Below are 24,425 nucleotides of genomic sequence, written 5' to 3'. Positions count from 1 at the left end.
GCCGGCGGCGCGGCTCAGCCGTTGTTGCCGGGCGCAACCTGGGCAGCTTCGCGGCGGCCTTGCAGGCGGGCATCGAGCAGGTCGGCCTCGTGGCGGTCGCGCAGCATCTTGGCCAGCGTGAAAGCGGTGGTGATCAGGTACAGCCAGCTCACACCGAGGAAGGCCTTGTAGGTCTGGTTGACCTCCATGCTGAACAGGCCCCAGCCCGTCAGGCCCATGGCGACCGCAAAGCCGCCCCACACCACCAGCTTCCACATGGGGGTGTCGCCAGCGCCACGGCGGCCAGCGCTTTCGTTGTCCCGCACGAACTTGGCCAGCACGAAGGCGGCCGAGAGGCAGAACACATAGCCCATCACCATGAACGCGCGCTCCAGCTGTTCTCCGGGCAGCCAGGCCAGGCCAACTGCGCACAGGAACACGGCAATGCCGAACGAGATCCAGACCTGGAGCTGCCAGGCACGGGTGTCACGCTGAACGACGAAAGGAGATGCTGACATATAGGCGGGTGGCCCTGGGGCCTTGGTTGAACACGGAACGAATAGTGGCAAAGCCCCATCCGGCTGTCCGCATTGAACCACCACAGTGGCATTGCGCAGGCTGCCGGGTATCGTTTTCCGGTACTTGGTCACACTTTGACACCCTTATCCAATCCGAAAGTTGCGCGCTGGAGCGTGCGCGGCAGAAGGCATCGAAGCGAAACGCCCGAAAACCGAGGATCGCTGGGTAGTACCTACAAGCCCAGGGTGGACCCCTGGGCGCCGGAGGTGATACCCGGCGAGACCGGTTTATCGGGCGTTGCAGCCGATGCTCCTTCTGCCGCACACGCTCCTGGTCACCCACCGAAGCGCCTGGGCGACAGCCGATGCCTTCCCCGTCTTCGACAATCCCGCCGATCACGGGCCCGCCCCGTACCCCCCGAATTTCCAGGAGCCCCCATGACCAAACCCTTTGACATCGTCGTCCACGGCGCCACCGGCTTCACCGGCCGGCTGGTGGTGGAGTACCTGCTGCAGCGCTACCCCGTCGGCAGCGGCCTGCGCTGGGCCATGGGCGGGCGCAGCGCCGACAAGCTGGCCGCCGTGCGCGACGAGCTGGGCGCCCCGGCCGATACACCCCTGGTGGTGACCGACAGCGCCAGCATGGAAAGCCTGCAGGCGCTGATGGCGCAGACCCGCCTGGTGCTGACCACCGTGGGCCCCTACCAGCTGTACGGCAACGAACTGGTGGCCGCCTGCGCTGCGGCCGGCGTGGACTATGTGGACCTGTGCGGCGAGCCCGCCTGGATGCGCCACATGATCGACGCGCACGAGGCCACGGCCCAGGCCAGCGGCGCGCGCATCGTGTTCTCGTGCGGCTTCGACTCGATCCCGTTCGACCTGGGGGTGTTCGTGCTGCAGCGCGAGATGAAGGCACGCTTCGGCCATCCCGCCAGCCGCGTGCGCGGCCGGGTGCGCAAGATGAAGGGGACCTTCTCGGGCGGCACGGCGGCGAGCCTGAAGGCCACCATGGCCGCCTCGGCCGCCGACCCCAAGGTGCTGGACCTGCTCAAGAACCCGTTCTCGCTCACGCCGGGCTTCGAGGGCCCGCGCCAGCCCACGGGCCACAAGCCCATGTTGGACGAAGCCCTGGGCATGTGGGTGGCGCCCTTCGTGATGGCCGCCATCAACACGCGCAACGTGCACCGCTCCAACTTCCTGCTGCAGCATGCCTGGGGCACGGATTTCGTCTACGACGAGATGCTGGTCACCGGCCCCGGAGAGAAGGGCGAGGCCATCGCCAATGCCGTGGCCGGCGACAAATCCATGGGCTCGGACAAGGGTCCCAAGCCGGGCGAAGGCCCTTCGCGCGAGGAGCGCGAGGCCGGGTTCTACGACGTGCTGTTCCTGGGCGATGATGGCCAGGGCAACACCCTGCGCGTGGGCGTCAAGGGCGACCGCGATCCGGGCTATGGCTCCACCTCGAAGATGATCGCCGAGGCCGCGGTCTGCCTGCTTCAGGAAGCCACCGGCACTCCCGGCGGCATCTGGACCACCGCGCCCGCCATGGGCGAGCCGCTGGTGGCGCGCCTGCAGGCAAATGCCGGGCTGACGTTCGCCGTCGAGACGGCTTGATCCCCGCTGCTGGTCACAAGGCCAGCGGCAGCTCCGTGGTGGACAGCACGTTGCGCAGCACCATGAAGGAGCGCACCTGCCGCACGCCCGGCAGGTAGATCAGTTGCTCGGCGTGCAGGCGGTTGAAGCTGTCGCTGTCGCGCGTGCGCACCAGCATGAAATAGTCGAACTCGCCCGTGACCACATGGCACTCCATGCAGCCCGAGATCTTCACGGCGGCCTTCTCGAAGGCCGCGAACGACTCGGGCGTGGAGCGGTCGAGCACCACGCCGATCATCACCAGCATGCCGGCCCCCACGGCCTTGGGGTTGAGCAGCGCCACCACCCCATCGATGAGCCCCAGGCGCCTGAGCCGCTCCACCCGGCGCAGGCAGGCGGGCGGGCTCAGGTGCACCTTCTCGGCCAGGGCCACATTGGACAGGGAGGCATCGCGCTGCAGCAGGCGCAGGATGGCCTTGTCGGTGCGGTCGAGCTCGTCCGTCATTCCAGCGCTGGCCGGCACGCTCTTGTCACGAACTTTTGTTGCGCACATGGTTGGTTTTGTGGAATCAATGAAAATCAATTTTCATTTTCACATACCAAAACTCTGAAATCCACTCCATTTTCACAACCACGTTAAACGCCGCTTTTCCTACGATGGAGGTACTGCAGGCAAGGCGCCACCGAAGCGCCCCTGCGAGTGATTCCTCACCCCTTCCATCGCACACGAGAGCCGCCATGAACCTGCAGAAATTCGCCCGCCACCCGCTGACCTTCGGGCCCTCGCCCATCACGCCGCTGCCGCGCCTGTCGGCCCACCTGGGTGGCAAGGTGCACCTGTATGCCAAGCGCGAGGACTGCAACAGCGGCCTGGCCTTTGGCGGCAACAAGACGCGCAAGCTCGAATACCTCATTCCCGAGGCGATTGCCGGCGGCTACGACACGCTGGTCTCCATCGGCGGCATCCAGTCCAACCAGACGCGCCAGGTGGCGGCCGTGGCGGCCCACCTGGGCATGAAGTGCGTGCTGGTGCAGGAGAACTGGGTCAACTACTCCGACGCGGTGTACGACCGCGTGGGCAACATCGAGATGTCGCGCATCATGGGTGCCGACGTGCGCCTGGACGCCGCAGGCTTCGACATCGGCATCCGCCCCAGCTGGGAGCAGGCCATGGACGACGTGAAGAAGGCCGGCGGCAAGCCCTTCCCCATCCCCGCTGGCTGCTCCGAGCACCCGTACGGCGGCCTGGGCTTCGTGGGCTTTGCCGAGGAAGTGCGCCAGCAGGAGAAGGAACTGGGCTTTGCGTTCGACTACATCGTCGTGTGCTCGGTCACGGGCAGCACGCAGGCCGGCATGGTGGTGGGCTTCGCAGCCGATGGCCGGGCGCGCAAGGTGATCGGCATCGACGCCTCGGCCAAGCCCGAGAAGACGCATGCCCAGGTGCTGCGCATCGCACAGAACACCGCCAAGCTCGTCGAGTTGGGCCAGGAGATCACCGCAGAGGACGTGGTGCTGGACACGCGCTACGGCGGCCCTGAGTACGGCCTGCCCAGCGAGGGCACGCTCGAAGCCATCCGCCTGTGCGCGCGCCAGGAAGGCATGCTCACCGACCCGGTGTACGAAGGCAAGTCCATGCACGGCATGATCGACATGGTGCGCAAGGGCGAATTCCCCGAAGGCTCCCGTGTCCTGTACGCGCACCTGGGAGGGGTGCCGGCGTTGAACGCCTACAGCTTTCTTTTTCGCAACGGCTGAAGCACCGCGCGATGAAACGGAGCAGCAGCGCCTGGGCCGACTGGCGGGCCTGTCGCTCATCTGAACCCCTCTGACTCCCACCATCGACCCGGGCATGCCCACGGGTCGCCGCCATGATCCCGTGCATCCACGGCCATGGCGGCTGCGCAAACATCTGCAGCAGCGACAGGCATGGCCGGTGCGAGACGAAGGCTGGTGCGCCCTGCCGCCTGTTCGCAGCCAACAACGGCCGGCCGACCAGCCCTCACCCGAAGGATCGCCAAATGAAGTGCTTGCATCTGAACCGACGCACAAGCGTCGCCGTGTTCGTGGTAGCCATTGCAGTGACAGGGCTGGGTGGAGGGGCCAAGGCACATGCCGATGGCTACCCCGTCAAACCGGTCCAGCTGGTTGTGCCCTTCCCGCCTGGCGGGGCCGTCGATATCGTGGGCCGCCTGATCAGCAAGAAGCTGGGCGAGCGCCTGGGCCAGCCGATCGTGGTCGAGAACAAGGCCGGGGCAGGCACCATCGTGGGCGCATCCTTCGTGGCCAATGCTCCTGCCGATGGCTACACGCTGCTGATCAGCTCCGGCTCCACCTTCACCGTCAACCCCGCGCTCAACAACAAGCTGCCTTACGATCCACTCAAAAGCTTCGAGCCGGTCGGCATGGTGGCGCGCGTGCCGCTGATCCTGCTGGCCCATCGCGATGTGCCTGTGGACAACCTCAAGCAGCTGATCACGGCAGCGCACCAGGCTCCCGACAAGTTCTCCTACGGCTCGTTCGGCAGCGGCACCACCGGCCATTTCGCCGCCGAGCTGATGTGTTCTGCCACAGGCATCAAGCTGCTGCACGTGCCCTACCGGGGAAGCGCGCCGGCCATGAGCGACCTGATGGGCGGGCAGATCCCGTTCACCATCGACACGGTGGCCGCGGCGCTGCCGCAGCTCAAGTCGGGCAAGATCAAGGCCATCGTCGTCACGGGCGCCGCGCGCGCCACGCGGTTGCCCGATGTACCGACGGTGGCGGAAAGCGGCTTTGCAGGTTTTGCTGCCGACTCGTGGCTGGCCGTTGTCGCGCCCCGCGGCCTGCCCGCCCAAGCAAAGGCCAGGTTGGAAAAGGCGCTGTCCGAAACCATGGCGGATGCCGAGATACGCGGCAAGCTCATCGCCAGTGGCCTGGAGCAGGCCTACGCCCCCGGCAACACCGTGCTCGCGCAGATCGAGGACGAACTACCGCGCATGCGGGCGATTGCCCAGCGCGCGAACATCCGCGCGGAGTGAACGCGGCCACGCAGCACCTGGGCAGCGTGCTCGAAAGCTGCTTTGCAGGTGGCGGGGTCTGCCTTGCAGGGCGTGATCGGGATGGCCTGGTCCAGGCTGAACAGCCAGCCACGAAGCGCAGCAGGCACTCGGGCACCAATGGGTATGAGCCCCCTGACCGAATCGGCAAGGCCCGGGTTCAGGAGCGCAGCCAGGCCATGAGGTGCGGATAGGGAGTGGCCCCTGCCGATGCCTGCGCGGGCGTGGCCGCCAGGCCCGCCGACACCAGCCCAGCGGCGCCCAAGTAGACGCCCAGCTCGAAGGTGGTGCGCAGGCCCTGGGACCGGCCATGGTAGCCACCGTCATGGAACAGCACCTCGGACGGCAACTGAAGGTGCCGCAGGGCCGCCCAGGCCCATGCCGTGGCCTCGATCTCGCCGCCATGCGGCACCGGGGGCAGTTCGGCGAGCGCGTCGTCCATGTGGGCACGCAAGGCTGCCGGCACCACGGCCAGGTGCCCGGCTTCGTGCAGCAGGTCACCCGGCCAGCGCAGCTGGTCCAGATCCACCTGGAGGCCGCCCTGCACGATGCGCAGACCCGGCAGGAAGCTCTCGAGAGGCACTGGCGCCTCGGTCACCGCCAGGCCGATCTCGCGCAGGAAAGACATGACCCGGCGCGCCAGCGCCACCCGCTCCTGCGCTTGCAGGCGGTAGGTATCCGGCATTCAGGTGCCCAGCAGATCGGCCACACGCGAGCGCAGCAACGCGGGCTGCACGTCCGACGACGCCACGGCGTGCCCCACGTTCAGGCCCACGCGGCTGTAGAAGCCGCGGCGGAAGGGGCGCACCATGGCCCCGCCCTGCTCGATGCGGCTGAAGTACGAGCCCCACAGGTTGGTCAGCGCCATGGGGATCACGGGGGCGTCGATGCCTTCTTCGCGCGCCCGCTCGATGATCTTCATGATGCCGCCCTTGAACTCCTGGAGTTTCCCGTCCTTGGTGATGCCGCCTTCGGGGAAGATGGCCAGCAGGTCGCCTTCGCGCAGCACCTGGGCCGCGCGCTCGAAGGCCGCGTCGTAGATGGCGGGGTCTTCCTTGTAGGGCGCGATCGGGATGGCCTTGGCCAGGCGGAACAGCCAGCCGAGCACCGGCACGCGGAAGATGCGGTGGTCCATCACGAAGTAGATGGGCCGGGGGCTGGCGGCCATGAGCAGCACCGCGTCGATGAAGCTCACGTGGTTGCAGGCCAGGATGGCAGCGCCCGTGGTGGGCAGGTTCTCATCGCCCTGCACCTTGAAGCGGTAGACGAAGCGCGAGGACACCCAGGCCACGAAGCGCAGCAGGTACTCGGGCACCAGCATGAAGATGTAGAACGCCACCACCGCATTCGCCAGGCCGGTGAACAGAAAGATCTGCGGCACGGTGAAACCGGCACCCAGAAGCGCGCCGGCGATCAGCGAGCTGGCGATCATGAACAGCGCATTCAGGATGTTGTTGGCGGCGATGATGCGCGCGCGGTGCGTGGGCTGGCTGCGCATCTGGATCAGTGCGTACATGGGCACGCTGTACAGGCCGGCGAACAGGCTCAGCAGCGCCAGGTCAAGCATCACGCGCCAGTGCTGGCTTTGCGCGAGGAAGGCCCCAAGGCCCATGATCTCCGACGGCGGCAGGCTGCGCGCGGCAAAGTACAAATCGATGGAGAACACGCTCATGCCGATGGCGCCCAGGGGCACCAGGCCGATCTCCACATGGCGGCGCGAGAGCACCTCGCACAGCAGCGAGCCGATGCCGATGCCCACCGAGAACACCACCAGCAGCAGCGAGGCCACCTGTTCGTTGCCGTGCAGCACCTCCTTGGCCAGGCTCGGGAACTGCGACAGGAACACCGCGCCGAAAAACCACATCCAGCTGATGCCCAGCAGCGAGCGGAAGACCACCATGTTGCCATGCGCGAGCTTGAGGTTGCGCCAGGTTTCGGTGACGGGGTTCCAGTTGATGACCAGGCCCGGATCGGTGGCCGGGGCCGAGGGAATGGCCTGCGCCACCACCCGTCCGACCAGTGCCAGCGCCACGCAGGCGATGGCCACCGTGGTGTGGCCGATGCCCGGCAGCGCCACCAGCAGGCCGCCGGCCACGTTGCCCAGCAGGATGGCGACGAAGGTGCCCATCTCCACCATGCCGTTGCCGCCGGTGAGCTCGCGCTCGGTCAGCACCTGGGGCAGGTAGGCGAACTTCACCGGGCCGAACAGCGTGGAGTGCATCCCCATGAGGAAGGTGCACAGGAGCAGGATCGCCACGTTGCCCGCGACGAAACCGACAGCCGCCACCAGCATGATGGCGATCTCCAGGTTCTTCACGAAGCGGATCATGCGCGTCTTGTCGTACTTGTCCGTGAGCTGGCCCGAGGTGGCCGAAAACAGCAAGAATGGCAGGATGAACAGCGCCCCGATCACCAGCCCCGCCATGGCCGGCGGCAGCCAGTCCACGCTGAGCTGGTAGGTCACCATCACCGTGAAGGCGAACTTGAACAGGTTGTCGTTGGCAGCGCCCGAGAACTGCGTCCAGAAAAAGGGCGCAAACCGGCGCTGGCGCAGCAGGGCGAACTGGTTGGGGTCCTCATGGCCGCCGTGGCTGCCCTGAACGCCGGGGCTGCCGTGCAGGGGGCTCGCGCCCGCAGAAGGGGTCTCGGTGCTCATGCGTCTCTCCTCGTTGGCATCTTGGTGTGTAAGAACGACATCTCTCAGGCGCCCTGGCGGCGTGCATTGCGCGCCGTGGTCGACCGGCTTTGCGTCCGGTGCTGGCCGCCATTCTGCCCGGTTGCGACGACAGTGCGAGGGGCATTCGTGCGTTGCAGCAACGCTGCCAGCGCAGACAGCACGGGCAAGGCAGCGCCGGCCGCGATCAGGTGCTTGAGGCTGTGGCCCGACACCCACTGCCCCGTGGCCTCCAGGATCGCATGGTCGGCGGCCTCGAACAGCTTGGCCACGCCGTAGAAGGCGATCACTGCGCCCAGGTGCACCGCCAGGGAACCCGCGCGACGGGGCAGCACGGCCAGCGCCAGCACCACCAGCATGCCCCCCAGCTGCACCACCGCCCAGGGCAGCACGTTGCCGGACAGCGCCCACCACAGCACGGCTGAGGTGCCGCCCAGCAGCACGGCCCCCGCCGTGGCGATGCCGGCGCGCCCGCTGACGCGGCCCGCGGCCGCCAGCCCCAGCAGGCCTGCGAACGGCAGCACCATGCCCAGCCGGTCCCAGAACAGGCCGAAGTCGCTGGGACGCCAGTGGTAGAAGGACGAACCCACCGAAGTGCACACCAGCCCGGCCAGGAACAGGGCAACGAGGGCGCGGGATACCCCGTCCATCGCGGCATGCGGCAAGCGCACCAGCCAGGCCAGGCCCAGAATGCCCGCGATGGCAAACGGAAGGTTGCTCAGCACGTCGAGCGCACAAGGAATGCCCAGCAGCGTGCGCTGGTCGGCAAACCCGTGCTGGTGGGCGCTGTCCAGCATGGCTGGCCCGAACAGGGCCATGCCCAGCAAGGCACAGGCGCCAACCAGAAGGCCTGCTTCTGGCCGGGACAGGCCCGTGGTGGAAGGAGCAGAGGGCAGTGGCATGGTGCGGCGTCTCGGGAGTGGTTGATGCAGCGCAGTGTCGGCATGCCCCAGTCCAAACCAGTACCGAAATCAGTGCAAAGGGCTACCCAGAACACCGCAGGTACTGATAATCGATACCCATGAGCACTACCGCCGACCTCGTCACCGCCCTCAAGAAGGAACTCAAGACCGCGCAGATGACCTACGCCGACCTGGCGCAGCAGCTGGGCATGGCGGAGTCCAGCGTCAAGCGCATGCTGGCCAAGGGAGACATGCCGCTGTCGCGCATCGACGCCATCTGCCGCGCGCTGGCCCTGGACTTCGCCGACCTGGCACGCCGCGTGGCCGACAGCCAGCCCCTGCTCAAGGAGCTGACGCAGGAGCAGGAAAAAGCCGTGGTGGCCGACAAGCGGCTGCTCTTGATGGCCATCTGCGTGCTCAGCCAGTGGACGCTGGAGCAGGTGACGGGCACTTACCGCCTCTCGGAGGCCGAAGGCATCAAGTACCTGGCGCAACTCGACCGCATCGGCATCATCGAGCTGCGGCCGCTCAACCGCTACCGGCTCAAGCTGGCCAAGACCTTCCGCTGGCGGCCCCATGGCCCGGTGATGAACTACTTTCGCGAGCATGCGCTGCTCGACTACTTTGCCGGCGGCTTCGATGGCGCGGGCGAGGGCGTGCTGCTGGTGCACGGCACCATCAGCCGCAGTCTGGCCCCGGCCTTCATGGAGCGCATGCAGCGCGTGGCCCAGGACTTTGCGCAGCAGCACTTGGCCGACCAGAAACTGCCAGCCCGTGAGCTGGAGGGCTATACCTTGCTGCTCGCGTTGCGCAGTTGGGAGTTCGAAGCCTTCACGGGCATGCGGCGCTGAGCAGAACCGCTACTTCCGACAGCAAGAACACCTCGCCAAACTGCCTGGATATGCAGGCGGATCGGCGGATGTTGCCTGCGCGCTCCGAACTCGCTTGACGGATTAAACCGAATTAACTATTCTTTAAATACTAATTTCATGGGATTTAAAGAAAATGAAAACCACTCGCCAACAGCAGGACGCTACGCGCCGCCAGATCGTGGCCAGCGCGGTCGATCTGATGACGCGCCAGGGCTTCGACGGCACGACGATGAAGGACATCGCGCGCGCGGCCGGCATTGGCGATGCGACGATCTACAAGTATTTCCCGACCAAGGACCGCATCGTGCTGGGCTATCTGGACGAAGCGGTGCGCAGCGCCCTGGCCGATACGCTGGCCACACCGGGCCTGGCGGACTACGGCCTGCAGGAAAAGCTGCAACGCCTGACCGACGCCGTGCTCGAGCGCCTGCTGCCCGACCGCGAGTTCGTGGCCGGGGTGCGCACCCTGGCCAGGCGCTCGCCGCTGTCCATGCTGGCCGAGCCGCTGGCGGCACGCCAGGCCTTGCGCGAGGCGGTGACAGGTTTCATCGAAGCCGCCGAATCCCAGGGCGAGATCGAGCCCTGCGATTTCAAGGGTGTGGCCAGCGGCCTGTACGGCGACTACCTGGCGGGCGTGGTGGCCTACTGGCTGGCCGACGAATCGGACGAGTTCGCGGACACCACGCAACTGGTGGACCTGTCGCTGGGCGTGCTGGTGCTGGCGCTGCGCGCGGGCCTGGTGAACCGCGTGCTGCAGCTGGGCGGCTTCATGCTGCGCAGCCAGATGGCGCGCTTCATGCAGCACGGCAGCGGCTTGGTGGGCGTGCTGCGCATGGCCAAAAGCGCACTGGGGGACACGATGGCGCCCCCGGTGAATACGCCGCCGCGCACGCCGCGCGCGCGCCCGGCGGCCCCGCCCCCCGAGGCCGATGCGCCCAAGCCCGCTCGCAAACCCCGTGCCCGCAAGGCCGCGCCATGAGCCCCGCCCGCACCGTCCGCGCCACCGCACTGCCCCAGGGCAGCGTGATCGCATCGCGACTGCCCGGCGCACAGTTCGCCGACTGCTTCGAAGCGGCCGACCCCACACCCGACAGCAGCGCGCTGCAGACCTGGCTCGACATGGTGAAACAAACGCCGGGCTGGACACGCGCGCTCATGGCCCTGCGCAACCGCCTGGTGCGCATGGTGGGCCTCAAGGCTGTGGGGCAATTGCATGACGGCACCCGCCAGACTGAGGCGGGCTACCGCGTGGGCGATCTGGTGGGTTTCTTCGAGATCCGCCACCTGGGCGAGCGGGAGGTGGTGATGGGCGTGGACGACCGCCACCTGAACGTGCAGGTGTCGCTGCACAAGCGCATGCAGGACGGGCAGGCCGTGCTGGCTCTTTCCTCCGTGGTGCACATCCACAACGCGCTGGGCCACACCTACATGGCCGTGATCGCGCCGTTCCACCGGCGCATCGTGCGGACCCTGCTGGCCCGGGCACAAGGCCTGGCTTCGGCAGGCACATTGGCGCAGCCCCGCGCATGACAGGCGCCAAGCCACCCCGCACCGGCACGCTCGCGCGCGGCACCATCACCGGCATCACGGCCGCGCGCCTGGGCCTGGCACAACTGGGCCAGCGCATGCGGCCCGTCCACACCGACGAAGTGGCACAGGCCGATGCCCAGGCCCGCCACGAGGCGGCCATGGGCCGTATCCTGTTCCAGGCCATGGGGCAGTTGCGCGGCACGGCGCTCAAGGTGTCGCAGATCCTGAGCATGGACACCAGTTTTTTGCCCGAGGGCGTGCGGCGCGAGCTGGCGCGCGCCTGCCACCAGGCCACGCCGCTCAACCGCGCGCTGGTGGGCCGGGTGTTCCGCCAGGCCTTCGGGCAGGAGCCCGAGGCCCTGTTCACCCGCTTCGAGCCCCAGGCCTTTGCCGCCGCCAGCCTCGGCCAGGTGCACCGCGCCGAGCTGGCCGGGCATGGCGCCGTGGCGGTCAAGGTGCAGTACCCGGGCATTGCCTCGACCATCGCCTCGGACATGCGCCTGTTGCGCACCACCCTGCGTGCCCTGGCGCACAGCGACCTGCCGCTGCCCGGCGATGTGGTGGTGGAACGGGTGATGCAGGAGATCGAGCGCACGCTGCTGCACGAGGTGGACTACCTGCACGAGGCCCGGCAGCTGCAGTGGTTTGCCGAACATGCGGCGCTGCCGGGCATCGTGGTGCCGCAGCCCATCGCCTCGCACACCCGCTCGCAGGTGCTCACCCAGCAGTACCTGCCAGGCGTGCACCTGGGTGAATGGTTGCGCAGCGAGCCCACGCAGGCCGCACGCAACCAGGCCGGCCAACTGCTCTGGGACTGGTTCATGCACTGCACCTTCGGCCTTGGGCACATGCATGCGGACCTGCACCCGGGCAACTTTCTGTTCCTGCCGGACGGACAGCTCGGCGTGCTCGATTTCGGCTGCACGCGCGAGCTGTCGCCGGCCTTTCGCACCGGGGTCCTGCAGGCCTGGCGCGCGCTGCTGCAGCCTGCGTCGCCGGCCCACGCCCAAGGCGTGCTGCAAGCCTACGTGGCGCTGGGGCTGGTCGATGCGGCGATGGATGTCACCACCTTCACCGACGAGCTGATGCCCGCCCTCTCGATCATGCAGGCCTGGCAGACCGAGCCCTTCACAGAGCCGGTCTTCGACTTCGCAGGCAAGAGCCGGCCGCCCGCCCCCGTGGCGGCGCAGCAAAAAGTGCTGGCCAGGCACCTGGCCGGCGTACCGCCAGAACTGCCGGCTTTCGAGCGCGCCTGGCTCGGGCTCATGCACCTGCTGACCGAAATCCGGGCGCAGGTACGCACGCAGGCCGACCGCTGGATCGGCTGACCGCCGCCCCACCCACAAGGAGAACTCCATGCACAGCCTCGCCCCGACCCTTGCCATGCTGGCCGCCCGCCCCTGGAAAGGCCGCTGGCTGCTGGCGGTGGCACTGCTGCACACGCTGGTGGCCGCCGTGCTGTTCGCGCCCCAGTGGCAGGCCTTGTGGCAGCGCGGCGTGTTCAATGCAGTGGCGGGCGATGTCCATATGGGCAACGCCATCTGGTTCCTGCTGTTCGGTGCCGTGCTCGCCCTGCTGGCCTGGGAGGTGATGGCGCTCGAGCGCAGCCAGCCGGCCGTGGCACTGCGCCCCATGGGCTGGTGCCTGCTGGCCCTGGTATTGGCCGGCGTGGTGCTGATGCCGGTGTCCGGCTGCTGGCTGGTGCTGCCGCCGGTCCTGGCCTTGCTGGTACGCTGATGTGACATAAATCACGCTTTGGGCGCGCAAGCCGCGCCGCAGCAACACCCGCTTACAACTCTTCGCACGAGCACTACACCGGCTTGACGCAAAACGCCCACGATCAAGGCTCCGGTTCCGCAAGGAATCATTTCCAAGGAGACCTTCATGGCCCGCATCGCCCTCGCCGTCGCTTCCCTGGCCTTGCTGTCGCTGGGTGCCGTTGCCCCGGCGCTGGCATCCCCCAGCGCCACCGTCGTCATCCAGACCGGCAACCCTTACTACCAGCATCCCGTGCAGCGCCCCGCCCTGGCGCCGCTGCAGGTCACCCCGGTGCAGTACCACGCGCCACCCCCACCCCGCTACGAAGCGCCACCCCACGCGCGCCGTGGCATGGCCTGGGTGCCCGGCCATTGGGAATGGCGCGGCGGCCGCCACGTGTGGATCCAGGGCTACTGGGTCAAGGCCCGCCCCGGCTACCACTACCGTGAACCGCGCTGGGAAGAGCGCGATGGCCGCCACCACATGCGCCCCGGCGGCTGGGACCGCGATGGTGACGGTGTGCCCAACCGCCACGACCGCCGTCCAGACAACCCGTACCGCAACTGATGGCGGCATGCTGGCCGCCCCTCGCGCCCGGCCCCGCTCGCCTACAGGGGGCAAGGCGCAGCGCCTACAGACGTGGCGTTGCTGCCTGCCCACCATATAAAGGCGACACAACAACATTGAAGAAGGAGTCATCCATGGCTTACAAAACCACTTACGCAGCCCTCATTGCAACCACCCTGGCCCTGGCAAGCCTCTCGTCCGTGGCCACGGCCCAGCCGGTGCACCAAGGTACCGTGGTGATCCAGTCGGGCCCTCAGGGGTACCAGGTGATCCCCGCCCCTCCACCACCCCGCCGTGAAGCCGTGCCACGCCCGCGCCGTGGCCAGGTCTGGGAACAAGGCCACTGGGACTGGCGTGGCGGCCGCCACGTCTGGGTCGCCGGCCATTGGGTCAAGGCCCGCCCGGGCTATGCCTACCGCCAGCCCACCTGGCAGGAGCGCGATGGCCGCTGGGAAATGCGCCGTGGTGGCTGGGACCGCGACGGTGATGGCGTTGCCAACCGCAACGACCGGGACCGCGATGGCGATGGCGTGCCGAACCGCCGCGACAGCAACCCTGACAATCCCCGCCGCAACTGACACCTGACCGGGCCCAGGCCCGGTCTTGTATCAGCAACGAACGCCGCACATTAGCTGCGGCGTTCGCTTTTGTGCGCTGGCACCGTCCTAGAATGGCCTTCGCAGGAGAGCAAGCGGCACCGCCCGCTTCACCGAAGGCGCAAACTCCCATGCACGCTCAGGTTCCGTACTGCACCATTCATCAAGGCCGTCTGGAGAGCCGCTACGCCATGTAGCGCACCGAAGGAGCAAGCCGCAGCCCATGAGGGGCAGCGGTGAATCTCTCAGGTACCAAGGACAGGGGGAGCGGCAGCCGGGCCTTGACGTGCCCGCTGCGCGCTATTGGTAACCAATAACCCGCAGTGGTAGCACGGACCAGCCTGGCGATTGCCCTTCCAAAAGGCTTTCAAAATGCGTGTGATCGTTCTTGGCGCCGGCCTGCTCGGCGTGACTTCGGCCTATTTCCTGCAGCAACTCGGCCACGAGGTGACCGTCATCGACCGCCAGGGTGCGCCCGGCGCGGAAACCAGCTTTGCCAACGGCGGCCAGATCTCGGTGAGCCATGCCGAACCCTGGGCCAACCCCAGCGCGCCGCTCAAGGTGCTGCAATGGCTGGGCAAGGAAGATGCGCCCCTGCTGTTCCGCATCCGCGCCGACATGCGCCAGTGGCTCTGGGGCCTGTCGTTCCTGCGCAACTGCACGCCGGCGCGCACGCGGCACAACATCGAGCAGATCGTGCGCCTCGGCACCTACAGCCGCGACACCTTGCAGCAGCTGCGCGCCGCCACCGGCATCGCCTACGACCAGCGCACGCAGGGCATCCTGCACTTCTATACCGACCAGAAGGAGTTCGATGGCGCCCTGGCCCCGGCCGAGCAGATGCGCCAGCTCGGCTGCGAGCGCCAGGTCATCAGCGCCGACGAGGCCGTACGCATCGAACCGGCCCTGGCGCACATCCGCCCGCAACTGGCCGGTGCCACCTACACCGCCGAGGACGAATCCGGTGACGCCAACACCTTCACCCGCGAGCTGGCGCGCCTGTGCGAGGCTGCGGGCGTGCAGTTCCGCCTGGGCCACCACATCACGGCACTGCGCGAGGCGGGCGGGCGCATCGACCATGTGGAGGTGACCACCGCCGAAGGGCGCTTCGAGCGCGTGCACGGCGATGCCTTCGTGCTGGCCATGGGCTCGTTCAGCCCGCTGCTGGCACAGCCCCTGGGCATCCGCCTGCCCATTTACCCGGCCAAGGGCTACTCGGTGACCATGCCGGTCAAGGATGCATCGATGGCGCACCAAGTGAGCCTGACGGACGATGAGTACAAGCTGGTCTTCTCGCGCTACACCAGCGAGCGCGGTGACCGCCTGCGCATTGCCGGCACGGCCGAACTCAACGGCTACCACCGCGACCTCAACCAGGTGCGCTGCGACGCCATCGTGCGCCGAGTGGAGCAGTTGTTTCCCGGCGCGGGCGATGCCAGCCGGGCCCAGTTCTGGACCGGCCTGCGCCCCGCCACTCCGAGCAACGTGCCGCTGATCGGCAAGACGAAACTGAACAACCTGTTCCTCAACACCGGCCACGGCACGCTCGGCTGGACGCATGCCTGCGGCTCGGGCAAGTCGCTGGCGCGCATCGTGAGCGGCCTGGCGCCCGAGCTGGACTTTGCCTTCACGGGCATGCCCCACAGCGCAGCACCCAGCCGGCTGCCCACAGCAGCGGCCCACAAGGCCTGACGCTCAGGGAGCAGCGCCGCTGGCCTGCGCCACGAAGTGCGCCAAGGCCCGCATGTCCTTGTCGCTGAGCTTGTCGGCATAGGAGGGCATGACGCCAATGCCCGCACGCAGTGCGCGCAGCACGCGCTCGGCGTTGGGCTTGAGCTCATCGAGCACGGGGCCAACCTGGCCTTCTGCGCCCGCTGCCTGCAGCGTATGGCACACCGCGCAGGCCGGCTGGATCTTGCCGAACAGCTCCTTGCCCCGCGCCAGTTCGCCGGCATCTGCGGCCCAGGCGCCGCTGCTGATCAGCGCCAGCAGCCAGGCCGCGGCTGCGGTGCGCAAGATGCGCACCGCTTCAAGCGACCACCACGGTCACACCGTGGTCGCGCCAGCTCGTGTTGTTGTAGCCGCCCAGGTTTTCCTCGCGCTGCTCGGGCTGCACGTTGCCTGCCGTGTCGGTGGCGCGGCTGAGCAGTTCATGTGACCCTGCGGCCAGGCGTGCGGGCAGCACGAACTGGCGCCACGCAAAGCGGCCCAGGTCAGGCCCGATGAGCTGGGCCACCTGCCAGGTCTTGCCCCCGTCCACCGACACCTCCACGCCCTTCACGCCGCGCGTGCCGCCAAACGCCACGCCATGCACCTGCACCATGCCGGCCTTGAGCGTGCCCTGTTCGGGCAGGGGGCCGTTGATCCAGGACTTGGTCGTCATCTCCCACACCGAGGGCTGCTCGGGGCCCGCCTTGGTGCCGGGTGGCGACATGCGGTAGCCGTGCGACATGATGCGTGCCTGCGACTGCTCGGCACCGAAGGCCACGCGCTTGACGTACTTGATGTTGTTCACCCCCTGGTAGCCCGGCACGATCAGGCGCAGCGGCCCCCCATGGGCCAGCGGCATGGGCTCGCCGTTCATCTCCCAGGCCAGGATGGCATTCTCCAGCGCCTGGATGGGCACCGAGCGCTCGACCACCACCGAGAGCGGGTCCACGCCCTCGGGCAATTTCTCGCCGCCCGTGCCCGTGAGGTAGGCAGCACCGCCCGCCAGCCCACCCAGGGCGGCCACCACGTTGCGCAGCGGCACCCCGCTCCAGACCACGCAGCCTGCCGCGCCCACCGTCCACGGCGTGCCGCTGGGCTTGCTGGGGAAGAAGCCGCGCCCGTTGCCCGAGCATTGCAGCACTGTGGTCACGGTCTCGATGCCCAGGGTTCTGAGCTCAGCCACGGTCAGTGCGCGTGGCGCCTTCACCCCCTCGATGGACACAGTCCATGCATCGCGCTCGGCCACGATGGCGGCATCAGGCGCAGGCAGGTTGTTGCGGATGTACAGTTGGCTCGACGGCGTGACCACCCCCGTGCCGAAAGCGCCCCGGCGCGTTTCCAGGGTGCTGCTGCTGTGCACGATCAGGCTGCCAGGGTTCTTCCACCCAACGTAGGGGGGCAGCGGCTTGGCCGCCGCCGCAGGCGCAGCCTGGGCATGCGCGCCGCGGGTCCATGCAGCCAGCCCCAGGGCGCTGAGTGCGGCAGCGCTGCCAGTGAGCAGGTGCCGGCGCGGCAGGGTCACGGGATTTTTCATGGAACGGTCCTCCGGAGGTGGGTAAGGCAGATGTTTCCGCAGTCGGCACCGGCCGCAGACGGCCGCCAGCATGCGGGGCATATCCCATTCTGGTATGACCGCCCCGATTTGCCCTGGGGGTTTGTGAGAGCAGGTGTAAAAAATGGCAACAACACCCTCAAGGACGTGTGCCCGGTAGCGCCCTGGTGCATATTTGACATCGGCTGACAGACTCCGAAGGAGACACCATGTATCGCAAAACACGCCCTGCCTTGCTGTCCCTGTTGCTGCTGTTGCTCAGTCCCTTCGCCCATGCCCAGCTCACGGCCATCGTGGCCGTGGAGCCCACGGCCAAGAAGGCCGCGCACAGCATTCTGCGCAGCGCGTTCGAGTCAGGCCTGTCCAAGGCCGCCGGTCAAGCTGCCACCGTGGTCACCAGCGAAGACCTGGCCGATGTCATGCGCGCCACGCGCAGCGCGGGCTACGATGTGTTCATCGGCCCGGCCCAGGTGGCGGCCTCCGCGCTGCAGCGCGGGTACGAGCTGGTGGGCGCCACGCAGAAATCGGACCTGTACCTGCTCGTGGGCTCTGCCCAGGTGGCGAACGTGGCGGCGATGAAAGGCCAGCGCCTGTACCTGCCCCAGCAGGATTCGATCTACACCTACATGGCACGCGGCATGCTCAACGAAGCAGGCCTGTCGTTCCAGGATCTCAAGTCGGTACTGCACGAAAAGCACCCGCAGGCGGGGCTCAGCGCTTTGGTGCTCGGCAGCACCGATGCCACCGTGGTGCGGGCGGACGACTGGGCCGAATGGTCGGCCACCCACAAGGGCGACGCACGGGTGCTGGCGACCTCGCAGCCGGTACCGGGCGGCTTCTCGATCGCCGTGAAGAAGGATCTGCCTGCCGACGTCAAGGCACGCCTGGCCCAGTGGTTCGCCTCGGGCTCCGGGACCACAGGGCTGAGCCCGGTGGCCCTGCGCCCTGAAGCGCAGGAGTACCGCCGCGTGGCAGAGCTTGGACTCTTCACCCCCAACAGCCTGCCCGGCGTGAACCGCATCACCGCACGCGAGGCGCAAAAGCTGCAGGCGCAGGGGGCGGTGGTGGTCGATACACGCACCGAGAAGGAGTTCAAGGCCAAGCGTATCCGCGGCGCCGTCTTCGCGGCCTACGTGGAAAAAAGCCTCAAGGACGTGGCCTTCAACGCCACGCAGGATGACTTCCAGGCACTGGAGAAGGTGGACCGCAGCAAGCCCGTGATCTTTGCCTGCAACGGGGCCGAATGCTGGAAGTCCTACAAGGCGGCCAAGGTGGCGGCCAGCAAGGGCTACAAGACGGTGTACTGGTTGCGCGGCGGCCTGCCCGAGTGGGATGCCGACGGGCTGCCCACCGAAAGCAGTTGATGCATTGGCTGCAGCTCAGGTGAAGACCGTGAGCACGCCCGTGTAGCCGTACAGGTGGTGGTGCGCGATCTCGCCGCCGGCGAAGAAGCCGGTCAGCGGCACGTCGCCCAGTGCATGGCGCACGATCTGCAGCTCTGCGCTGGGCCCGCCGAAATGCGGACCCCCACGGCCTGAGCAGCTCACGTAGATGGCGCCGCGAATGCGCCGGCCGTGGTGCCCGGCGGCAGGGCCCTGCGCCGCCGTTCCGGGCGCCGGGGCCATGGCGCGGCCCGTGTGGTCCTGCGACTCCAGTGGCGCAGGCTCCAGTTCCTCGGGTTCCAGCTCTTCGCGGATCTCGGCGCAGATGCGCATCAGGTCGGCGCGCGCCGCCGCCACGTTGCGCTGGCAGAAGGCCAGGCGCATGCCGGGCTCCACCCGGTCGCCCAGGGCCACGCCCCGGCGCGCACCGTCCAGGCCCACGATGTGGCGCACGCGCGTATCGGTGCCGAAGTGGCCCGTGCGCTGCTGGCCCCGGGGCTGCTCTCCGGCATCCACCAGCCCGGCCAGCGTGGCGCGCACCTTGCGCAGCGCAGGCTGCGGATCGCCGTCGAGTGAGACCTCCAGCGTGTCGAGCAGCACGTCGAGCGCCGGCTCGCCGTCGAGCTGCAGCACCACGTTCTCATGCGCAGCGGTCACGCTGCGCAGCGGCCCCACGGGCTGGCAGCCCTGGGTGACGCGCGAAACCAGGACCACCTCGGTACCAAAGGCCACGCCCGACAGGCCGCCATCGAAGACACCGCTGGCACCGCCCTGCCCGGCAATATTGCCGTCACCGGCGACCGCGAACTGCACGCCCGCGCCCCGGCTGGCGCTCAGGCCGCCAAACAGGTAGCCGGTCTCGGTGCGCGCAGCCATTTCGGCCAGCAACTCGGCCAGCTCGGGCGTGTGGCCGTCGGCGTGCACCAGCGCCGTGTGGGCCACGAAGCCGCTGGCCGGTTGGCGCGGCAGCGGGGCCACGCCCGAGAACACGCGGTACTGGTCGGGCGATACGTCCAGCAGCATCACGGACAGTGCAGGCTCGTCGAAATACTCGGCATTGTTGGCGGCCACGCCCACGCCCACGGTGCCACTCCAGTCGGTCACGCCGGGCAATTCGCTGGCCAGGTGGTCGAGCAGGGCCTGGGCATCGCCCGCATAGTGGTCGGTGATGTAGAGCAGGCCCAGCGTGGGGGCACTCGCGTACTGGGGCAGCGCCATCTGCGCGCGCAGTTGCGCCAGCGCCAGGGCCGCAGCCATGCGCCACTGGGGGTGGGTCGCATGGCCGGAGGGAAAGAGTGTCATGGTGTGTGTCTTCTCGCAGGCGGTTGCGCGGCGCCCACCCGCGCGGGACGCACAGGCCAGGGTCAGCCAGCGCTCTTGCGCGGCGCGCGCTTGGCCGCAGCCGTTGTCTTCTTCCCGGCCGGCCTGGCCTTGGCGGCGGGCTTGGCTACGGCCTTTTTGGCGGCGGGCTTGCGCTCGCCTGACATGCTCTTCATGCCTTTGGCAGCAAACTGGCTGGCCATGCCGGTGGCCGTCTTGATGGCCTCCTTGGCCAGGCCGGTGGCCATGTTCTTGGTGGTGTCGAGGGCGGTCTGCTTGGCCGCATCCTTCATGGCGTTGGCGGCGATCTGCTGGAACTGGCCGGTGAGCGCGCCCCACCACTGCAGCGGGTCCACCACGGAGGCGTCCGGTGCCGAGGCCGCGGGTTTGACCTTGCTGGCCTTGCCGGGCGCCTGCACCTCGGGCTCGGCCTGCACCTCAGGCCCTTCTTCCTTGGCGCGGCCGGTGACGCGGGCAGCCGCACCGGCGACGGCCCCGGCCGCACCACTCACCGTGTCAGCAGCCTTTTGCACGCCGCTCATCACCGTATCGGCAGTCTTCAGTTTGAAGGCATTGGCCACGTCCCCCATGCTGAAGTTCATGCCTTTGAGGGTGGCCAGGGTCATCTTCTGCACCTCCAGCGCCTGGATGGTAGCGGCCAGCGCGCGGGAGTTCTGCTCCAGCCAGAATTGCACGGCCTTGAGTTCGTCGATGCGCTTGTCCAGTTCTTCGACGCTGATGGTCGGTGCCACCCAGTTCGAGAGGTTGGGCAGTTGCGGAATGCTGGTCGACGCACCCTTGGCCAGGCTCTGCAGAAAATCGAAACCGGGGACGAATTTGCCGAAACCAAAGTTGGATGTGTCGCTCATGGCTGCTCCGCAAGAAGGGGGTTGGAACCTGTCTTGACAGCTTACCCCAATGAGTGGCGGCTGGCGATGGCCTGCACAGGCCCCTGGCTCAGTGTTTGTGCCCATGCGCCGGGGCTGCCGCCCCAGGCTGTGCACTCGGCGCGCTGGCCGCCACGGGCACGGTCAGCTCAAGTTTGCTTTCCACGCCCTTGGCGTCCTTGAACGTCAGCGTGAGGGGCACGGTGCTGTCCTTGGCCAGGGGGGCCTTGAGGTCCAGCAGCATGATGTGAAAGCCACCGGGCTTGAGCTCCACGGCCTTGCCTGCGGGCAGATCGAGCACCGGTACGGCGCGCATGCGCATCACGTCGCCATTGAGCTTCATCTCATGCACCTCGGTCACGCCAGCGGCGGGGGATGAAGCGCTGACCAGGCGCGCGCCCTGCGGTGCTGTGAGCTTCATGAAAGCACCGGTGCCCTTCTGGCCTGGCACGCTGGCGCGGGCCCAGGCGCCCTCGACCTTCACGTCGGAAACCTGGGCCAGCGCGGGGGCGGCCAGCAGGGCGCACAGGGTGAGGCCGGTGAGGGTGCGGGAGAAAATCATGCAAAAGGCTCCTGGAGAACGGTGGCGGCGCGGATGGCGGGGCCAGGGCGGCCGCTCCTGAGAATGGAAGGGATTGCGCAGCAAGCGCGTGCTCCCTCATTGTAGGGAGGGCCCCCTGGCACGCCGCCGCGCGTCATCTGCGCGACGCGCCCGGCCCCGGCCAGCCCCTAGCATGGCGGCTGGCGCACACCAATGGCCCCCAAGGCAATACAGGAGACACCCCATGCTCACACTCTGCGGCTTTTCGGCCAGCAACTACTACAACAAGGTCAAGCTCGCGCTGCTCGAAAAGGGCGTGCCCTTCACCGAGGAACTGGCCTGGATCGGCGAAACCGACCGCAGTGCCAGCCCGCTGGGCAAAGTGCCCTACCTGCGCACCCCGGGCGGCACGCTGTGCGAGTCGGCCGTGATCGCCGACTACATCGAGTCGGCCTACCCCGCGCATCCGCTGATCCCGGCCGACCCGTTGGCCGCCGCCAAGGTGCGCGAGCTGATCACCTTCATGGAACTGCACCTGGAACTGGTGGCGCGCAATCTGTACCCGCAGGCCTTTTTCGGCGGCACGGTGAGCGAGGCCGCGCGCGAAAAAGTCGGCGCCCAACTGGCCAAGAACGTCGCGGCATTCGCCCAGCTCACGAAGTTCAGCCCATTCATCGGCGGCGACACGTTCACGGCGGCGGACTGCGCGGCCATCGTGCACCTGCCCCTGGTGTCCTCGGCCACCAAGATCATCTACGGCCGCGACTTCTTGGCCGACCTGCCGGTGCGTGAATACCTGGCCCGCATGAATGAGCGCCCCCATGTGGCGCGCGTGAACGCCGACCGCAAGACCAACACCGCTGAAATGCTGGCCCGCCCCAAAGGCTGACGTCGCAAGGGGGTGCGCATCGGCTGCTATCCTGCGCCGATGCACAGTCTTTTCCACCTTGCCTTCAACGTCACCGACCTCGACGCAGCCCGCCGCTTCTACGGCGGCGTGCTGGGCTGCCGCGAAGGCCGCAGCACCGACACCTGGGTCGATTTCGACTTCTTCGGCCACCAGATCTCATTGCACCTGGGCACGCCGTTCGCCAGCGCCGCCACCGGCCATGTGGGCGAGCACTTGGTGCCCATGCCGCACTTCGGCGCCATCCTCGAATTGCCCGCCTGGAAGGCCGTGGCCGAGCGGCTGCGCGCGGCCGGCACGCCCTTCGTGCTCGCGCCCCAGGTGCGCTTCGAGGGCGAGCCCGGCGAGCAGTGGACGATGTTCTTCCGCGACCCGAGCGGCAACCCGATCGAGATGAAGGGTTTCAAATCCATGGAGCAGGTGTACGCCGCCTGAGAGGCTGAGCCGCCCCCTGCCCTGAAAAAATCGGGCGCAGGGGGTGGCCCCCCCTGGCGCGCTTCAGCGCCGTTGCATCAGCGGCATGGTGCCCAGCGCGAACACCGAGTTGGGCACCCCCACCCCCGCCATGCGCGGCTTGGGCTTGCTCGTTGGTACGGCACGGGCACGCTGCTGCGGCTCGGCGGCATCCACCACCACGCCGCGTTCGATCTCCTGGGCTACCAGTTCCGCCAGGCTCACGGACTGCAGGTAGTCCATCACGCGGCTGTTGAAGGTGATCCACAGCTCACCCGTCATGGCCGTCATCTGCGCGGCCTGGCCCTGGCCCAGCCCCTGGGTGTCATCGCCCTTGAGGTTCTCCACCGCCAGGATGATCTCTGCCACGGACACCTGCTCGGCGCGGCGCGCCAGGGTGTAGCCGCCGCCGGGGCCGCGCGTGCTGTCCACCAGCCCGGCGCGCCGCAGCGCGCTGAACAGCTGCTCCAGGTAGGACAGCGAGGTGCCCTGGCGTGCACTGATGGTCGACAGTGCCACAGGACGCATCTGCTGGCGCAGTGCGAGATCGGTCATGGCCGACACGGCAAGTTGCCCTCGGGTAGTGATACGCATCTTTGACTCCTTGTGAACGTTGTATGGCCAGGGTTCGGTGCCCGAAGGGGCGTTCCGCGATCTGTCCATGTACGTACTGTAGGGATCTTGACACTTCGCGTATATTCGATTTATTGAGATTTTTACTTCGATTTTTGCGAAGTATCAAGGAGATGGCATGAACTTCAAGCACCTGCGCTACTTCTGGACCACGGCCAAGGCGGGCGGCATCATGCGCGCCGGCGAGCAGCTCAACACCACTCCGCAGACGCTGTCGGGCCAGATCAAGCAGTTGGAGGAGTGGCTGGGCCACGACCTGTTCAGGAAGCGCGGCCGGGGGCTGGAGCTGACCGCCGAGGGCCGGGTGGCCCTGGGCTATGCGGAGCAGATCTTTACCCTGGGCGACGAGCTCGAAAAATCCATCCGCCTGGCACGCGGGCAGTCGCGCCCGATCACCTTCCGGGTGGGCGTGGCGGATTCGGTGGCCAAGTCGGTGGCTTACCACCTGCTGGAGCCGGCTCTCGGCCTGGCCGAGCAGGTGCACATGACCTGCCACGAAGGCAAGTTTCCAGAGCTGGTGGCGCAGTTGAGCCTGAACCGGCTGGACCTGGTGCTGGCGGACGAGCCGGTCTCCAAGAAGATCGGCGTCAAGGCCTTCAACCACGGCCTGGGCACCAGCTCGATGAGCTTCTTTTGCGCGCCGGCCCTGCGCAGCCAGCTGCAAGGCCCGTTCCCCAAGTGCCTGCACGGTGCGCCGATGCTGATCCAGGGGCCCATGTCGTCGGTGCGCCAGCAGCTCGACCACTGGTTCAACAAGCACCAGCTGCAGCCACGCCTGGTGGGGGAATTCGACGACAGCGCGCTGATGAACGCCTTTGGGCGCGAGGGCCGCGGGGTGTTCACCTCGCCCACCGTGCTGGAAGAGGAGACCCAGGCCCAGTTCGGGGTGGAGGTGATCGGCCGTTCCACCGAGCTGGTGGAGGAATTCTTCGCGATCTCTGTGGAGCGGCGCATCAGCCACCCCTGCGTGGCCGCCATCACCAAGGCGGCGCGGTCGGACCTGTTCGCGGCATGAC

The 24,425-nt window shown here is 67.8% G+C and carries 26 protein-coding genes and 1 riboswitch; of the genes, 15 read left to right on the top strand and 11 right to left on the bottom strand.

Annotation, left to right across the window (positions count from 1 at the left end; genetic code table 11):
• Nucleotides 1-14 precede the first annotated feature (14 nt).
• The gene (locus ACSQ9E_RS31795; protein ID WP_057204004.1) at nucleotides 15-497 is read right to left on the bottom strand and encodes a YiaA/YiaB family inner membrane protein; all 483 of its coding nucleotides are present in this window, start codon (nucleotides 495-497) and stop codon (nucleotides 15-17) included.
• A 438-nt stretch (nucleotides 498-935) separates the two neighbouring features.
• Here ACSQ9E_RS31795 and ACSQ9E_RS31790 point away from each other — a divergent pair, with 438 nt between their 5' ends.
• Entirely contained in the window at nucleotides 936-2,111 is a 1,176-nt protein-coding gene (locus ACSQ9E_RS31790) for a saccharopine dehydrogenase family protein (RefSeq protein WP_057204003.1), read from the top strand.
• Between the two features lie 13 nt (nucleotides 2,112-2,124).
• On the opposite strand, the gene ACSQ9E_RS31785 is transcribed toward ACSQ9E_RS31790, so the two are convergent.
• Entirely contained in the window at nucleotides 2,125-2,643 is a 519-nt protein-coding gene (locus ACSQ9E_RS31785; protein ID WP_057204002.1) for an Lrp/AsnC family transcriptional regulator, read from the bottom strand.
• 185 nt (nucleotides 2,644-2,828) lie between these two features.
• On the opposite strand from ACSQ9E_RS31785, the gene ACSQ9E_RS31780 reads away from it, so the two are divergent.
• A complete protein-coding gene (locus ACSQ9E_RS31780; RefSeq protein ID WP_057204001.1) occupies nucleotides 2,829-3,845 on the top strand; it encodes a 1-aminocyclopropane-1-carboxylate deaminase in 1,017 nt (338 codons plus the stop codon).
• Between the two features lie 263 nt (nucleotides 3,846-4,108).
• Nucleotides 4,109-5,107, top strand: a complete 999-nt coding sequence (locus ACSQ9E_RS31775; protein WP_436220092.1) for a Bug family tripartite tricarboxylate transporter substrate binding protein — start codon at nucleotides 4,109-4,111, stop codon at nucleotides 5,105-5,107.
• A gap of 178 nt (nucleotides 5,108-5,285) precedes the next feature.
• Here ACSQ9E_RS31775 and ACSQ9E_RS31770 read toward each other — a convergent pair whose 3' ends face one another.
• Genes ACSQ9E_RS31770 through ACSQ9E_RS31760 form a run of 3 tightly spaced genes read right to left on the bottom strand, consistent with a single transcriptional unit; the run spans nucleotide 5,286 to nucleotide 8,701 of the window.
• Nucleotides 5,286-5,810 carry a hypothetical protein gene (locus tag ACSQ9E_RS31770; RefSeq protein ID WP_436220091.1) on the bottom strand — a complete coding sequence of 175 codons (525 nt, stop codon included), beginning with the start codon at nucleotides 5,808-5,810 and terminating at the stop codon, nucleotides 5,286-5,288.
• The gene (locus ACSQ9E_RS31765; RefSeq protein ID WP_436220090.1) at nucleotides 5,811-7,781 is read right to left on the bottom strand and encodes an MFS transporter; all 1,971 of its coding nucleotides are present in this window, start codon (nucleotides 7,779-7,781) and stop codon (nucleotides 5,811-5,813) included.
• Nucleotides 7,782-7,825: 44 nt separating this feature from the next.
• Complete coding sequence (locus ACSQ9E_RS31760) at nucleotides 7,826-8,701, bottom strand: hypothetical protein (RefSeq protein WP_436220089.1); 876 nt, start codon at nucleotides 8,699-8,701, stop codon at nucleotides 7,826-7,828.
• A gap of 119 nt (nucleotides 8,702-8,820) precedes the next feature.
• Between ACSQ9E_RS31760 and ACSQ9E_RS31755 the strand changes: the two genes are divergently transcribed.
• The 8 genes from ACSQ9E_RS31755 (at nucleotide 8,821) to ACSQ9E_RS31720 (ending at nucleotide 15,716) form a co-directional block, all read left to right on the top strand.
• Nucleotides 8,821-9,552: a helix-turn-helix domain-containing protein gene (locus tag ACSQ9E_RS31755; RefSeq protein ID WP_057203997.1), complete on the top strand. Its 732-nt coding sequence runs from the start codon at nucleotides 8,821-8,823 to the stop codon at nucleotides 9,550-9,552.
• Nucleotides 9,553-9,706: 154 nt separating this feature from the next.
• Nucleotides 9,707-10,552: a TetR family transcriptional regulator gene (locus tag ACSQ9E_RS31750; RefSeq protein ID WP_436220088.1), complete on the top strand. Its 846-nt coding sequence runs from the start codon at nucleotides 9,707-9,709 to the stop codon at nucleotides 10,550-10,552.
• Nucleotides 10,549-11,103 carry a DUF2867 domain-containing protein gene (locus tag ACSQ9E_RS31745; RefSeq protein ID WP_436220087.1) on the top strand — a complete coding sequence of 185 codons (555 nt, stop codon included), beginning with the start codon at nucleotides 10,549-10,551 and terminating at the stop codon, nucleotides 11,101-11,103. Before ACSQ9E_RS31750 ends, ACSQ9E_RS31745 begins: the two co-directional genes overlap by 4 nt.
• Nucleotides 11,100-12,431: an ABC1 kinase family protein gene (locus ACSQ9E_RS31740; RefSeq protein ID WP_436220086.1), complete on the top strand. Its 1,332-nt coding sequence runs from the start codon at nucleotides 11,100-11,102 to the stop codon at nucleotides 12,429-12,431. The genes ACSQ9E_RS31745 and ACSQ9E_RS31740 overlap by 4 nt, the downstream gene beginning before the upstream one ends.
• Before the next feature lie 28 nt (nucleotides 12,432-12,459).
• Nucleotides 12,460-12,840: a DUF6463 family protein gene (locus tag ACSQ9E_RS31735; protein ID WP_436220085.1), complete on the top strand. Its 381-nt coding sequence runs from the start codon at nucleotides 12,460-12,462 to the stop codon at nucleotides 12,838-12,840.
• A gap of 147 nt (nucleotides 12,841-12,987) precedes the next feature.
• The gene (locus ACSQ9E_RS31730; RefSeq protein WP_436220084.1) at nucleotides 12,988-13,428 is read left to right on the top strand and encodes a YXWGXW repeat-containing protein; all 441 of its coding nucleotides are present in this window, start codon (nucleotides 12,988-12,990) and stop codon (nucleotides 13,426-13,428) included.
• A 134-nt stretch (nucleotides 13,429-13,562) separates the two neighbouring features.
• Complete coding sequence (locus ACSQ9E_RS31725) at nucleotides 13,563-14,006, top strand: YXWGXW repeat-containing protein (protein WP_436220083.1); 444 nt, start codon at nucleotides 13,563-13,565, stop codon at nucleotides 14,004-14,006.
• Nucleotides 14,007-14,187: 181 nt separating this feature from the next.
• Nucleotides 14,188-14,296: riboswitch (glycine riboswitch) on the top strand.
• Between the two features lie 100 nt (nucleotides 14,297-14,396).
• Complete coding sequence (locus tag ACSQ9E_RS31720; RefSeq protein WP_436220082.1) at nucleotides 14,397-15,716, top strand: D-amino acid dehydrogenase; 1,320 nt, start codon at nucleotides 14,397-14,399, stop codon at nucleotides 15,714-15,716.
• A gap of 3 nt (nucleotides 15,717-15,719) precedes the next feature.
• Here ACSQ9E_RS31720 and ACSQ9E_RS31715 read toward each other — a convergent pair whose 3' ends face one another.
• On the bottom strand, nucleotides 15,720-16,040 hold the full coding sequence (locus ACSQ9E_RS31715) for a c-type cytochrome (RefSeq protein WP_082608214.1): 321 nt from the start codon (nucleotides 16,038-16,040) through the stop codon (nucleotides 15,720-15,722).
• Between the two features lie 13 nt (nucleotides 16,041-16,053).
• On the bottom strand, nucleotides 16,054-17,268 hold the full coding sequence (locus ACSQ9E_RS31710; RefSeq protein WP_436220081.1) for a sulfite oxidase: 1,215 nt from the start codon (nucleotides 17,266-17,268) through the stop codon (nucleotides 16,054-16,056).
• Between the two features lie 227 nt (nucleotides 17,269-17,495).
• Here ACSQ9E_RS31710 and ACSQ9E_RS31705 point away from each other — a divergent pair, with 227 nt between their 5' ends.
• The gene (locus tag ACSQ9E_RS31705) at nucleotides 17,496-18,650 is read left to right on the top strand and encodes a rhodanese-like domain-containing protein (protein WP_436220080.1); all 1,155 of its coding nucleotides are present in this window, start codon (nucleotides 17,496-17,498) and stop codon (nucleotides 18,648-18,650) included.
• A gap of 15 nt (nucleotides 18,651-18,665) precedes the next feature.
• Here the strand turns inward: ACSQ9E_RS31705 and ACSQ9E_RS31700 are convergent, their stop codons facing one another.
• The 3 genes from ACSQ9E_RS31700 to ACSQ9E_RS31690 form a co-directional block, all read right to left on the bottom strand.
• The gene (locus ACSQ9E_RS31700) at nucleotides 18,666-19,970 is read right to left on the bottom strand and encodes an FIST signal transduction protein (RefSeq protein ID WP_436220079.1); all 1,305 of its coding nucleotides are present in this window, start codon (nucleotides 19,968-19,970) and stop codon (nucleotides 18,666-18,668) included.
• A gap of 62 nt (nucleotides 19,971-20,032) precedes the next feature.
• Complete coding sequence (locus ACSQ9E_RS31695; protein WP_436220078.1) at nucleotides 20,033-20,857, bottom strand: PhaM family polyhydroxyalkanoate granule multifunctional regulatory protein; 825 nt, start codon at nucleotides 20,855-20,857, stop codon at nucleotides 20,033-20,035.
• A gap of 88 nt (nucleotides 20,858-20,945) precedes the next feature.
• Nucleotides 20,946-21,437, bottom strand: coding sequence for a copper chaperone PCu(A)C (locus ACSQ9E_RS31690; protein ID WP_436179968.1), 492 nt, complete (start codon nucleotides 21,435-21,437; stop codon nucleotides 20,946-20,948).
• A 223-nt stretch (nucleotides 21,438-21,660) separates the two neighbouring features.
• Here ACSQ9E_RS31690 and ACSQ9E_RS31685 point away from each other — a divergent pair, with 223 nt between their 5' ends.
• Both ACSQ9E_RS31685 and ACSQ9E_RS31680 read left to right on the top strand, forming a co-directional pair.
• Complete coding sequence (locus ACSQ9E_RS31685) at nucleotides 21,661-22,305, top strand: glutathione S-transferase (protein ID WP_436220077.1); 645 nt, start codon at nucleotides 21,661-21,663, stop codon at nucleotides 22,303-22,305.
• A gap of 39 nt (nucleotides 22,306-22,344) precedes the next feature.
• Nucleotides 22,345-22,758: a VOC family protein gene (locus ACSQ9E_RS31680; protein WP_057204134.1), complete on the top strand. Its 414-nt coding sequence runs from the start codon at nucleotides 22,345-22,347 to the stop codon at nucleotides 22,756-22,758.
• Nucleotides 22,759-22,821: 63 nt separating this feature from the next.
• Here the strand turns inward: ACSQ9E_RS31680 and ACSQ9E_RS31675 are convergent, their stop codons facing one another.
• Nucleotides 22,822-23,370 (bottom strand): Rrf2 family transcriptional regulator, encoded by a 549-nt coding sequence (locus tag ACSQ9E_RS31675; protein ID WP_057268572.1) that lies wholly within the window; start codon nucleotides 23,368-23,370, stop codon nucleotides 22,822-22,824.
• A gap of 157 nt (nucleotides 23,371-23,527) precedes the next feature.
• On the opposite strand from ACSQ9E_RS31675, the gene nhaR reads away from it, so the two are divergent.
• Nucleotides 23,528-24,424 (top strand): transcriptional activator NhaR, encoded by an 897-nt coding sequence (nhaR, locus tag ACSQ9E_RS31670; RefSeq protein WP_179683188.1) that lies wholly within the window; start codon nucleotides 23,528-23,530, stop codon nucleotides 24,422-24,424.
• The last annotated feature ends 1 nt before the right edge of the window (nucleotide 24,425 follow it).

Source organism: Acidovorax sp. LjRoot118 (assembly GCF_964253575.1).
GTDB lineage: Bacteria > Pseudomonadota > Gammaproteobacteria > Burkholderiales > Burkholderiaceae_C > Acidovorax.
This window is presented reverse-complemented; position numbering and strand designations above follow the sequence as displayed.

Excerpts from the sequence above, each read along its gene's own strand:
- ACSQ9E_RS31710 (WP_436220081.1), bottom strand. The coding sequence starts at position 17,268 with ATGAAAAATCCCGTGACCCTGCCGCGCCGGCACCTGCTCACTGGCAGC.
- ACSQ9E_RS31690 (WP_436179968.1), bottom strand. The coding sequence starts at position 21,437 with ATGATTTTCTCCCGCACCCTCACCGGCCTCACCCTGTGCGCCCTGCTG.
- ACSQ9E_RS31765 (WP_436220090.1), bottom strand. The coding sequence starts at position 7,781 with ATGAGCACCGAGACCCCTTCTGCGGGCGCGAGCCCCCTGCACGGCAGC.
- ACSQ9E_RS31745 (WP_436220087.1), top strand. The coding sequence starts at position 10,549 with ATGAGCCCCGCCCGCACCGTCCGCGCCACCGCACTGCCCCAGGGCAGC.
- ACSQ9E_RS31730 (WP_436220084.1), top strand. The coding sequence starts at position 12,988 with ATGGCCCGCATCGCCCTCGCCGTCGCTTCCCTGGCCTTGCTGTCGCTG.
- ACSQ9E_RS31755 (WP_057203997.1), top strand. The coding sequence starts at position 8,821 with ATGAGCACTACCGCCGACCTCGTCACCGCCCTCAAGAAGGAACTCAAG.
- ACSQ9E_RS31740 (WP_436220086.1), top strand. The coding sequence starts at position 11,100 with ATGACAGGCGCCAAGCCACCCCGCACCGGCACGCTCGCGCGCGGCACC.
- ACSQ9E_RS31680 (WP_057204134.1), top strand. The coding sequence starts at position 22,345 with ATGCACAGTCTTTTCCACCTTGCCTTCAACGTCACCGACCTCGACGCA.
- ACSQ9E_RS31685 (WP_436220077.1), top strand. The coding sequence starts at position 21,661 with ATGCTCACACTCTGCGGCTTTTCGGCCAGCAACTACTACAACAAGGTC.
- ACSQ9E_RS31675 (WP_057268572.1), bottom strand. The coding sequence starts at position 23,370 with ATGCGTATCACTACCCGAGGGCAACTTGCCGTGTCGGCCATGACCGAT.
- ACSQ9E_RS31700 (WP_436220079.1), bottom strand. The coding sequence starts at position 19,970 with ATGACACTCTTTCCCTCCGGCCATGCGACCCACCCCCAGTGGCGCATG.
- ACSQ9E_RS31775 (WP_436220092.1), top strand. The coding sequence starts at position 4,109 with ATGAAGTGCTTGCATCTGAACCGACGCACAAGCGTCGCCGTGTTCGTG.
- ACSQ9E_RS31705 (WP_436220080.1), top strand. The coding sequence starts at position 17,496 with ATGTATCGCAAAACACGCCCTGCCTTGCTGTCCCTGTTGCTGCTGTTG.
- ACSQ9E_RS31735 (WP_436220085.1), top strand. The coding sequence starts at position 12,460 with ATGCACAGCCTCGCCCCGACCCTTGCCATGCTGGCCGCCCGCCCCTGG.
- ACSQ9E_RS31750 (WP_436220088.1), top strand. The coding sequence starts at position 9,707 with ATGAAAACCACTCGCCAACAGCAGGACGCTACGCGCCGCCAGATCGTG.
- ACSQ9E_RS31785 (WP_057204002.1), bottom strand. The coding sequence starts at position 2,643 with ATGTGCGCAACAAAAGTTCGTGACAAGAGCGTGCCGGCCAGCGCTGGA.
- ACSQ9E_RS31760 (WP_436220089.1), bottom strand. The coding sequence starts at position 8,701 with ATGCCACTGCCCTCTGCTCCTTCCACCACGGGCCTGTCCCGGCCAGAA.
- ACSQ9E_RS31720 (WP_436220082.1), top strand. The coding sequence starts at position 14,397 with ATGCGTGTGATCGTTCTTGGCGCCGGCCTGCTCGGCGTGACTTCGGCC.
- ACSQ9E_RS31780 (WP_057204001.1), top strand. The coding sequence starts at position 2,829 with ATGAACCTGCAGAAATTCGCCCGCCACCCGCTGACCTTCGGGCCCTCG.
- ACSQ9E_RS31725 (WP_436220083.1), top strand. The coding sequence starts at position 13,563 with ATGGCTTACAAAACCACTTACGCAGCCCTCATTGCAACCACCCTGGCC.
- ACSQ9E_RS31795 (WP_057204004.1), bottom strand. The coding sequence starts at position 497 with ATGTCAGCATCTCCTTTCGTCGTTCAGCGTGACACCCGTGCCTGGCAG.
- ACSQ9E_RS31770 (WP_436220091.1), bottom strand. The coding sequence starts at position 5,810 with ATGCCGGATACCTACCGCCTGCAAGCGCAGGAGCGGGTGGCGCTGGCG.
- ACSQ9E_RS31790 (WP_057204003.1), top strand. The coding sequence starts at position 936 with ATGACCAAACCCTTTGACATCGTCGTCCACGGCGCCACCGGCTTCACC.
- nhaR (WP_179683188.1), top strand. The coding sequence starts at position 23,528 with ATGAACTTCAAGCACCTGCGCTACTTCTGGACCACGGCCAAGGCGGGC.
- ACSQ9E_RS31695 (WP_436220078.1), bottom strand. The coding sequence starts at position 20,857 with ATGAGCGACACATCCAACTTTGGTTTCGGCAAATTCGTCCCCGGTTTC.